A 9,104-nucleotide genomic window follows, 5' to 3' on the forward strand; every position below is an offset into this window, starting at 1 on the left:
CTCCCACCCCGCCCAACCTGACTTTGCAGTTCCAGCGCCCGACTTTGCAGTTTCGGTGCCTGACTTTGCACATCCGGTGGTCGAGTTGGCAGTTCCGGCGGCCATCGCCGCGCCTTGGCACCCCCGCGACAGCCCACAGGTACAGGTGCGCACTACTCGAGGCAGCGCAACCAGACGACCTTGGCATAGGACATGTGCTGGCCATCGACATCGATGACGCCGATCTCTACGCGCGTCATCGAAGTCGTGTCAGTCCCGACGCATGTAGGTGTGTCACCGTGGCGCCATGAGTTGTCCGTACCCGACCAGAAGGCACCGGCGATCACATAACCCTCGCCCGGGGCGCCCGGAGAGTCGTGAAGCGAGATCGCGGTGCCGTTGCTGTGCGGCATCGCCCAGCCTTCGATGATTCGCGGCGTCGCCGTGTGCCGGGTGAAGGCCCACCAGATCCCGAGCGCGACAACAACGGCCAGCGCTGCGCCGATCTCCAGGTACGTGCGTCGCGAGTATCGCCTCACGACTGGTCCCGGCCGAGTTCAAGGGCGACCCACTCGCTACGCAGAACCGCGTAGACCGCCTCGTCGCACCATTCGCCCTTGACGAACTCGTTCTCCACGAACGTCGCTTCGTGACGCATGCCAAGGCGTTTCATCAGTGCCGCGGATGCCGAGTTCCGTGCGTCGCACCGCGCGATGATCCGGTGCAGCTTCAGCTCCTCGAATCCCAGTCGCAGCATTTCCGCTGACGCTTCGCGGGCGAAACCCTGGCCATGATGGCCTGGATGGAACACGTAGCCGACCTCGCCCTGTTGGTGGGCTTCGTTGTTCCAATGCAGGACGACGTCACCGATGAGTTCGCCGGTGTCCCTTCGCTCCACAGCGAGGACGAGGGAGTCGTTCTCCTTCTCGATGCGCACGTTGTTCATCCGCCGCTCAACCATCTCGCGGACTTCGTCCTCGGACCGGACGTCCCAGTACAGGTAACGCACGACATCGGGACGGGAGTGGATGGCGTGGGTGGCGACGACGTCGTCGGGAGTGAAGGGGCGAAGGTTGAGACGAGCCGTCTCGAGCGGGTACTCGGGCCGCAGCATTCCGCGAACGTAGCAGCGGAAGGGTCCGGCGTCGCCGAGTTTTTCTCCGTGCCCGGTCTTCGTAGTCTTGGTTCATGCCGCTGACGATTCGACCGGCCGACGAGCAGGACCTGCCAGGCCTGCTCGCTCTGTACGCCGAGATGCACCCGGACGACACGCCTCTGGATGCGGAGCAGGCGCGGCAGACCTGGCAGCTCATCGCTGCACAGCAGGGCCGGACGGTTCTCGTCGCGGACACGGGATCGGAGCTCGCCGGCACCGCGGACTGCGTGATTCTGCCCTATCTGACTCGGGAAGCGCAGCCGATCATGCTGGTGGAGAACGTCGTGGTCGCCGCCGAACACCAACGGTGCGGGGTCGGCCGAGCCGTGCTGCGGCGCGCTGTCGAACTCGCGCATGAGGCAGGGTGCTACAAGGTGCATCTACTGTCCGACCTCGGCGATCCCGAGGTCAACGCCTTCTACTCGGCGTGTGGGTTCCAACCGATCGCCCAGGGCTGGCGGCGGTACCTGCGCTAGCCGGCGAAATCGCGCGACGCGGGAGCGTCGGCGACGTAGCGTGCGTGGTCGTGGCCGTCTTCAGTGAGTACGCCGATCCCCGTCTCGTCGCGCTGTACGACGCGTTGTGCACGCATCGGCGCGACACCGATTTCTATCTGGAACTCGCCGCGGAGTTGTCCGCCTCTTCGGTCGTGGACATCGGGTGCGGCACCGGGCTGCTGGCCTGCGACCTGGCCGAACGCGGGCACGCCGTCATCGGCGTCGATCCCTCACCCGCGATGATCGGCTATGCACGCAATCGAACTGGTGGGGACTCGGTGCGGTGGATCGAGGGAGACGCGAGCCTGCTCGGTGCGGAACAGGCGGATCTGGTTGTCATGAACGGACATGTGGCTCAGGTGATCGCCGATGACGCGGACTGGGATCGCTGCCTTCGCGCAGCCCATCGAGCGTTGCGTCCCGGCGGTCGTATCGCGTTCGAGACCCGCAATCCTGACGCCGCAGGATGGACCGTGTCGGGAACGTCGCAGGGAGAACGCCGACGCATTGCCAGTCCGGGGCTCGGCCAGGTCCAGGTATGGCATCGGGTAACCGACGTGCTCGGCGACCTGGAGCGGTTCGAGACCCACTATCTGGTGGAATCGACCGGCGAGGAGCTGATCTCCACGGGCGAACTCCGGTTCCGTACACGGGAGCAGTTGACCCGTGGGCTCGCGGAGACCGGATTCTCCGTGGAGCAGCTCTTCGGCGGCTGGGACAGGCAACCAGTTGCGGCGGGCAGCCCGGAACTGATCTTCATCGCGGGTCGCCGGTGAAAGTGACGACCGCGAGGCTCTTGTCGTCGTGGCACTTCGCGCGGGGCAGCGCGGCTCCGGCGGGGTCGTTCGCCGTTTCCCAGCACTGACAGCGCATCAGCGTCGTATCGAGTTCCTCGGTGTCAGCCGCGGCGAGTGTGGACCAGTCGGTGATGCCGAGGTACTGCATGGTGTTGTAGGCACCGTCGCTGGCCAGGATCGCCCATGGAGTCCTGCTGACCCGGCGCCGTCTGGTGATGGCTTGCCAAGCCGCGGCAGGATCCGTTTCAGCAGTCCAGTAGCCGCCGACGCGGTTACGGCGCTGGGCCTGCTGAGTCTGCAGTTCGCGGAGGATGGCGCGATGCTCCTCGTCAAAGCCCGCCCCCGCGGCGAGGCGTTCGCGGTACTTGCGCCGCGGCGGGAGTTCGAGGCGGTCGACGCGATCGTCGGTGATGGTCTCGTCGGGCAGCATGACCAGGTTGTCGCCGAGGACCAGCAGGTCCAGATGATCACCGAGTTCGCGGAGGATCGTGATCGTGCTGGACGGCGACTCGACGGGTTGCAGTCCGAGTTCGAGGGCAGTGGATTGGATCGCTGCGGCGAGGGCGGCCCGCAGATCGGCGTCAGGATAGGCGGCGAGGCTGTACTGCAGAGCCCTTCCCAGCTGGTCAGCGTAGGTGCTCGCAGGTACCGGAACCGGTACGAACGCGGACGCACCGTCGAGCAGGATCACGGCGTTGCCGGTGGTGAAGATCTTGTCATCGCTGTGCTGGATCGGCGGAAGTTGAGCGCTGACGACTTGCATGGTTTCCCCCGAACGCCGGTACCAAGTTGATCAGCGAGTACCCGGGCCAGGAGCGCCTATCCGCCCCGATCAGGTGACAGCGACCGCTGAAGGAAGCGTCAGAGCCGGCCGAAGAGGTCTTCGGGCCGGTGCTCGCCGAGCAGTTCGTTGAGCGCTTCACGGATTGAGCGCTCCTCGAAGGCGAAATGCGAGTCACAGATGGCGGTGAGCCCGTCGAGGTGACTGAGTAGCCGGGACCGCTCCTGGGGTGATGGTTCGTCGGCGAGTGCGGACACCACTCGCTCCAGCTCGGCCACCAGCCCGGACATCATCGCGTGGTCCTGTTCGAGCTTGACGATGATCGGCGCCAGCTCAGGGAACTGGCCGGCCAGCTGGGGGAACGCGCCGGTGTCCTCGCCCGTGTGGTGTTTCGTCAGTGCCGAGCAGAACGCCAGACAGTGCGTCGCAAGGGAGGCTGAAGCCGCTGGCGCGGTTCCCTCCTCGGCCTGTTGCCTTATCTGCCGCAGATCTTCGCGCAGCCGGTTGTGGACGGCCACGAGCTCGTCCCCCAGCCGTCGCAGGCGGTCTGCCGCCCCCCGTGTCTGCGTCATCACCGGTGATTCGACCACTCCGTCTTGCTTGAGGCAAGCCTGGCCGTGCGGCATTCGACACCCCGCTCAGTCAGCTGTGACCGATCCGGGCGAGCAGCCGCGCGCTGGGCTCAACGTCGTGCGGCAGGTGCCGCAACTCGACGACGTCAACGGTGATGCGGTGTCGCTCAAGAACTTTCTGCAGCGAGGCCCAGTGGTCGGTGGCCATGTCCTCCTGCGACTGATCGCCAAACGGTTCGTCTGGGCCGACCACTGTGCGTGCGGTCTCGCGGATCTCCTCGAGGGAGGTGTGGGTCCAGACGTCGGGCATGGCCTCCGAGGTGTGGCTGATAGATGAAGCCCATCCGCGGTCGTCGAGAAGGACGATGCGGCCACCGTCGCTGAGTTCGGCTTCGAGGCGCGCGGAGACACCCATCTGAGTTCTGCTCGCGGCGTCCTCGTCTATATCGACGAAGGTCACCAGCCGTGCCACGGTAGTCATGTCCACATCGTCACAGACTGCGGAAGCCGGGCGTGGTCATGCCGGCTTGGAGCAGGCGGGGCGAACTGCTGAATCCGTGGCGCTTGTATGCGGGAACTGCTCTGTCGCTGGAGTGCACGGTCACTCGTTCCAGACCAAGCTCCCTTGCGAGCCGCATGATGGCTGAAATGAGCCGCCCTCCATGGCTTTGACCTCGTTCCCCCGGTACGACATACACGCACTGCACGTCACCACAGGAGCGTTCGACCGCATGTGGCGTCGGCACTCGCGGCAGGAGTGCCAACCACGCCATACCGATGATCTCCCGCCCACGAAGCATGATCATCGGCCGGTGTGACGACGAGTTCTGGCATGCCCAACGGGTGAAGCTCGCGATGAACTCGCCACGGCTGATCGTTGGCCTCTCCCCCTTTTCTCGGATCCAATCCCAGCGAAGCTCGGCGAGCGTACGAAGTTCCTCATCCACGGGAGGGCGAACGGTGAGACGGTCCATAGGCCAATTGTTGCCTAAACAGTGGGCCCCTGGTTCTTCTTTGTAAGGAAGTGTGAAGTTGTTGACAGGTAGCTATCTCTGAAACTTGATGCACCCTTTTGTCCCACCTGCCGCACCTGCCCCACCAGCAAGGATCGAACCGGCTAAATAGCTACGTCGCGCTGAGCTTGCCGAAGATCGCCATTGTCCACTGTGGTGCTACGGCACTTCGTGAACAAATAACTTGCTTCTCGGTGTAACTAATTCGGCAATAGATCCGAAGCATACTTTGCATCCTCGGCATGACGCCTCGCGTGGGCACCGTTTCGATCATGTGTTCATGCGGATCCCATTACTAAAAGGAGACGTTCGTTGTGAACATTCGGAAAGTTACCCACCAATTCAGGCGTATGTGTGTCGTCGGTGGTGCCGTGGTCGCCTCGCTCGCGCTGGCTGCTGGTTCGGCATCGGCGGCAGGAACGGTGACGGGCGACAAAACACTGGGCACCGATTCCATCAGCTGCGGCGGGACGGTGCCGGTCACGGTCACGCTCGACGCTCAGGCCGAGATCATCGAAAACCCGGTCGACGTCATGTTGGTGCTCGACCGTTCAGGCAGTATGGGCGGGTCGCCGTTATCCGCGATGAAGAATGGCGCGAACAAGTTCGTCGACATCATCGATGAGGGCAGTGATGGCACGCTCGATGGGGTCATCGACGGCAGCCGGATCGGCATGGTCAGCTTCGCCAGCGGAGCCACGCCGGACCAGGCACTGACCAGTGATGCCAATGCGGTCAAGGCCGCGATCAATTCATTGGTCGCCAATGGTGCCACCGCGATCGGGGACGGCATCAACCTCGCGCAGTCGCAGTACAGCGGCGGCGACAACAAGATGGTCGTGTTCACCGACGGCCAGAACAACACGGGAGCTAACCCGAGCACGGCAGCGGCGAATGCGAAGGCAGCGGGTACGGAAATCTGGGCGATCGGTCTCGGCAGCGTGAACGCTGCGCAGATCAACGACATCGCCAGCGATCCGGATAGCGCACACGCCTTCATCACGCCGAGCGAGAGCGAACTCGAAGGCATCTTCGAGGGCATCGGCGCGGACATCGTCGTCCCAGCGGCGACCGATGTCGAACTCGTCGACACCGTCGACAGCAACTTCTCGATCGCCAACGTCAGCGCCTCCAAGGGCACCGCATCGGTGTCCGGTAATCAGATCACCTGGACGATCGGCGAGTTGGTAACCGAGACCGTGACGCTGAACTTCGACGCGGTGCATGACCCCAACGGCTTGGGCGGCACGCTGGAGGTGAATCCGACGGTGACCTACACCGACACCGAGGGCAACACCGTCGACTTCCCCAACCCAGTGGTCGACGTCAGTGGCTGCGCGCCGGTCGTGTCTTGCGAGCCGACGGTGAACCCGTCCGGAAAGAACGTGCCGGCGGCGAACAACACGAACCAGGATGGCTTCTACGTTCTCGGCGGTAGCGACCCACAGACGGGCGACGCTGTCGAAATCTGGCTCGCCGACAACGGCAGCAGCGCCGTGTTCGGCCCGTTCGACCCGGGCACCAAGATCAAGCTGGTGCAGGATCCCGATGGGGAGCCGAGCATCCGCGACATGAACGGCGGGGTCGACCATATGATCAAGATCAAGGGCGACGCGGTCGTCACGGCGACCGACAGTGCTGGCAACGTGTCCGATCCGGCCACCTGCTTGGTTCCGCCGAAGCCACAGTGAAGTCCTGAGCACCTGGTCTGATCACGGCTGAGCCGGTCACCGGATATCGCATTCCGGTGATCGACAGCCCCAAGTGAAATGGCAGAAGGGGTGCTTCCCGAGATCGGGAAGCACCCCTTCTGACCTGCTAGAACATGCCTTGGAGCGGATGACGGGAATCGAACCCGCGTATTCAGCTTGGGAACCAGGGGTGACGAGCCTGGAAAGTGCCTCTGACCTGTGGCCGGGCATGTGCCGTGCATGCCCCTGTTGACCGTGCTTGACCGGGGCATGTGGTTGGCATGTTGCTGCATGCTTGGCCCTTGGGAAGAGGGTTGAGTGGGCGGTTAGTCTAGTTGCAGTTTCTGCGACTTTCGCTCGCCGTCACGTGCCTCGCGCCACGAGACGGTCACGGCGCTTGTGCGTGACGCCAGCGTGCTCACGAGGAGATACCGCTCTGCGTGGTCGGCGTCGAACTCCTCGAAGTGAACAGGGGCGCCGTCCTCCACAGCGAGGTCACCACGGTCAACGGAGACGTCGAAAGCGGCGTGTGTTCCCTCGTTGCGCAGGAGGTACGAGTCTCCCTGGCTCGGGTCGAGTCTCCACATGATCCTCTTCCGGGCCACCTCGTCAGCAGCTCTTTGTTCGCTTGCTCGTTGAATCTGGACGGCTTCCTCAGCTGCTTTCGCGGCGCGTTCGGTTGCGAGCTTCTGCCCACGGGAGTAAACGACGGCTCCACCTGCGAAAAGTGCCGCGAAAATGGAGATGATCAAAGAGGCAACTGTCATACCTGCGGTATCGCGAAGTTGTCTCAATCCGCTACGTTGGCCACCCGTTTAGCTCAGTTGGCTTGCACTTCCCCCGTCCCCTTCGCCCTTGCCATCCCGTAGCCCCGTGTCGGTCGGGTCAAGGGTGGGCTTGCCCATCGCATAGCGACGCCCTAGGCGCCCTTGATGCGGGCGGCTCGGGGTTAGACGATCACGGCAAGAAGGGGACTTCGAGGTGAGGCGCTGGTGCCAAGTCTCTCGGCAGGAAACGTGCGTGTCGCAGCGTGAGGCCGGGCCGTCCAGCCGGGCGTCAGCAGGAGGCTGGCGGCCCGGCGGCGGCGCGCTTGCGCCGCCCTTGACCTGTTAGAGGGCAATTCGGCAACACCGCGTGATCTTCTTCGGGAAACTTCCGCGTGGTTCGGTAACACGGGGGCGTCCACAGTCGAGTTACAGAACGTTGGATGCCTGCCAACCGGTTCGAGGAGGGCTGTACACGTGAGAGTGCAAGGGCAACTCACTCGGACCATAGTTAGACGTTGGCTGGCAGTAGGAACTGCGTGTGTTGGTCTGATGGCAGGTGTCGCTGTATGGGCGTTGCCCGTGCCCTCGTTGGGTAACGACGACGGCGACGGTGCGAGTCGAACGGTGTCCGGTCCGAAGGAGTGGCACCAGCGGCTGAATAACCTTGCTTCAACGTACGGCCGTGACCGGAGTTCTTACGGTTGCGCACATTGGTCAGCTACCGGCTGTGTCGAGGCCTATGCAGTGGTCGAGACTGAGCTAACCTCCCTGGGACGGCAAGTGGAGGCTTACGATCTAACCGGGTTCCCGCGAACCCTGGATCAGATCGAGACGGTCAAAGATAATCGTGCTGAGTTCACGAGCAGGTGCGAGGGACGGGCACCGGCACCTGTGACGAGTACCGCTAGTTCACCGCCAAACCCGGTTTCACGGGCGACGAGATGGAATGACCTGTCACCCGAAGAACAATACGAGCACGGTAAGGCAGTGATCGAACGGGCAGGGGATTATGACCTTAGTGAGGCGTTGCGAAACACGAGCTGTTTGCGGCTAGTGGGAGCGCTAAGAACATCCGTGCAAGACGTAGCGGACGCGCTGGAAGCCGACCAGCGCTGATCCGACAATGTTCGGGTCCGCTAGATCGTGAACGTGATGGCCGCAAGACTCTTGTCATCGTGTCGCTTCGCGCGGGGTAGCTCCGATGCGTCGGGGTCGCCAGTGGCTTCCCAGTCCTGGCATCGCGCAAGCTCGGCGTCGAGTTGCTCGGCGCTGGCGTTGACGAGTGAGGGCCAGTCGTTCAGTCCGAGGTGCTGCATCGTGTTGTACGCACCGTCGGTTGATAGTACTGCCCACGGGGTTTCGTTGATCGGACGACGTGTGGTGATGGCGTGGCTGGCTGCGTCGGGGTCGGCTTCGGCGATCCAGTAGCCGCCTTGGCGGTTGCGGCGTTCGGCTTGCTGGGTCTGGAGTTCGCGCAGGATCGCGCGGTGTTCGTCGTCGTAGCCTGCTCCGGCCGCGAGGCGTTCTTGGTACTTGCGGCGTGGGGCCAGGTCGAGTTGGTCCATGCGTTCGTCGGTGATGGTCTCGTCGGGCAGGACAACGAGGTTGTCGCCGAGGACGAGTAGGTCCAGGTGACCGTCGAGTTCGCGGGCGATCGTGACCGTGCTGGATGGGGACTGGCCTGGGGTGAGGTTGAGCTGCCGGGCTGTGTTGTAGATGGCTCCTGATTTCGGCAAGCCGAATTGGCCCCGGTTCGGCATTCTGAACTGGCCCCGGCGGCTGGGTTGCGGGATCGGTCGGCATCTTGATGTGGCCCCACCTGCCGTCGTCGGGCGTGGGGCGGCACTCTGA

General features: G+C 63.7%; 11 protein-coding genes. 3 read left to right on the forward strand and 8 right to left on the reverse strand.

Translation table 11 applies throughout. The features are described 5' to 3' along the window. Positions 1–152: 152 nt before the first annotated feature. Positions 153–518 (reverse strand): hypothetical protein, encoded by a 366-nt coding sequence (locus D0C15_RS33220; RefSeq protein ID WP_116052008.1) that lies wholly within the window; start codon positions 516–518, stop codon positions 153–155. Further along, positions 515–1,093 carry a GNAT family N-acetyltransferase gene (locus tag D0C15_RS33225; protein ID WP_116052009.1) on the reverse strand — a complete coding sequence of 193 codons (579 nt, stop codon included), beginning with the start codon at positions 1,091–1,093 and terminating at the stop codon, positions 515–517. The genes D0C15_RS33220 and D0C15_RS33225 overlap by 4 nt, the downstream gene beginning before the upstream one ends. 74 nt (positions 1,094–1,167) lie before the next feature. On the opposite strand from D0C15_RS33225, the gene D0C15_RS33230 reads away from it, so the two are divergent. Both D0C15_RS33230 and D0C15_RS33235 read left to right on the forward strand, forming a co-directional pair. Continuing rightward, positions 1,168–1,611, forward strand: a complete 444-nt coding sequence (locus D0C15_RS33230) for a GNAT family N-acetyltransferase (protein ID WP_116052010.1) — start codon at positions 1,168–1,170, stop codon at positions 1,609–1,611. A 50-nt stretch (positions 1,612–1,661) separates the two neighbouring features. After that, positions 1,662–2,408, forward strand: a complete 747-nt coding sequence (locus D0C15_RS33235; protein WP_116052018.1) for a class I SAM-dependent methyltransferase — start codon at positions 1,662–1,664, stop codon at positions 2,406–2,408. On the opposite strand, the gene D0C15_RS33240 is transcribed toward D0C15_RS33235, so the two are convergent. From D0C15_RS33240 to D0C15_RS33255, 4 genes are all read right to left on the reverse strand, one after another. Beyond that, on the reverse strand, positions 2,389–3,192 hold the full coding sequence (locus tag D0C15_RS33240) for a hypothetical protein (protein WP_116052011.1): 804 nt from the start codon (positions 3,190–3,192) through the stop codon (positions 2,389–2,391). The two genes, D0C15_RS33235 and D0C15_RS33240, sit on opposite strands and share 20 nt — an antisense overlap. Before the next feature lie 98 nt (positions 3,193–3,290). Beyond that, a complete protein-coding gene (locus D0C15_RS33245) occupies positions 3,291–3,782 on the reverse strand; it encodes a hemerythrin domain-containing protein (protein ID WP_162830381.1) in 492 nt (163 codons plus the stop codon). A gap of 70 nt (positions 3,783–3,852) precedes the next feature. After that, positions 3,853–4,242, reverse strand: a complete 390-nt coding sequence (locus tag D0C15_RS33250; RefSeq protein ID WP_245976514.1) for a hypothetical protein — start codon at positions 4,240–4,242, stop codon at positions 3,853–3,855. Positions 4,243–4,273: 31 nt separating this feature from the next. After that, a complete protein-coding gene (locus D0C15_RS33255) occupies positions 4,274–4,756 on the reverse strand; it encodes a GNAT family N-acetyltransferase (protein ID WP_116052014.1) in 483 nt (160 codons plus the stop codon). Between the two features lie 410 nt (positions 4,757–5,166). Between D0C15_RS33255 and D0C15_RS33260 the strand changes: the two genes are divergently transcribed. Next, positions 5,167–6,486 carry a vWA domain-containing protein gene (locus D0C15_RS33260; RefSeq protein ID WP_162830382.1) on the forward strand — a complete coding sequence of 440 codons (1,320 nt, stop codon included), beginning with the start codon at positions 5,167–5,169 and terminating at the stop codon, positions 6,484–6,486. A 326-nt stretch (positions 6,487–6,812) separates the two neighbouring features. On the opposite strand, the gene D0C15_RS33265 is transcribed toward D0C15_RS33260, so the two are convergent. Continuing rightward, complete coding sequence (locus D0C15_RS33265) at positions 6,813–7,238, reverse strand: hypothetical protein (RefSeq protein WP_162830383.1); 426 nt, start codon at positions 7,236–7,238, stop codon at positions 6,813–6,815. 1,151 nt (positions 7,239–8,389) lie between these two features. Then, on the reverse strand, positions 8,390–8,989 hold the full coding sequence (locus D0C15_RS33270; RefSeq protein ID WP_162830384.1) for a hypothetical protein: 600 nt from the start codon (positions 8,987–8,989) through the stop codon (positions 8,390–8,392). Positions 8,990–9,104 lie beyond the last annotated feature (115 nt).

It is taken from the genome of Amycolatopsis palatopharyngis (assembly GCF_003385185.1).
In the GTDB taxonomy this organism is placed as follows: domain Bacteria; phylum Actinomycetota; class Actinomycetes; order Mycobacteriales; family Pseudonocardiaceae; genus Amycolatopsis; species Amycolatopsis palatopharyngis.

Bases quoted from the DNA above. Each gene is read 5' to 3' on its own strand.
- D0C15_RS33225 (WP_116052009.1), bottom strand. From the start codon at position 1,093: ATGCTGCGGCCCGAGTACCCGCTCGAGACGGCTCGTCTCAACCTTCGC.
- D0C15_RS33255 (WP_116052014.1), bottom strand. From the start codon at position 4,756: ATGGACCGTCTCACCGTTCGCCCTCCCGTGGATGAGGAACTTCGTACG.
- D0C15_RS33230 (WP_116052010.1), top strand. From the start codon at position 1,168: ATGCCGCTGACGATTCGACCGGCCGACGAGCAGGACCTGCCAGGCCTG.
- D0C15_RS33245 (WP_162830381.1), bottom strand. From the start codon at position 3,782: ATGACGCAGACACGGGGGGCGGCAGACCGCCTGCGACGGCTGGGGGAC.
- D0C15_RS33240 (WP_116052011.1), bottom strand. From the start codon at position 3,192: ATGCAAGTCGTCAGCGCTCAACTTCCGCCGATCCAGCACAGCGATGAC.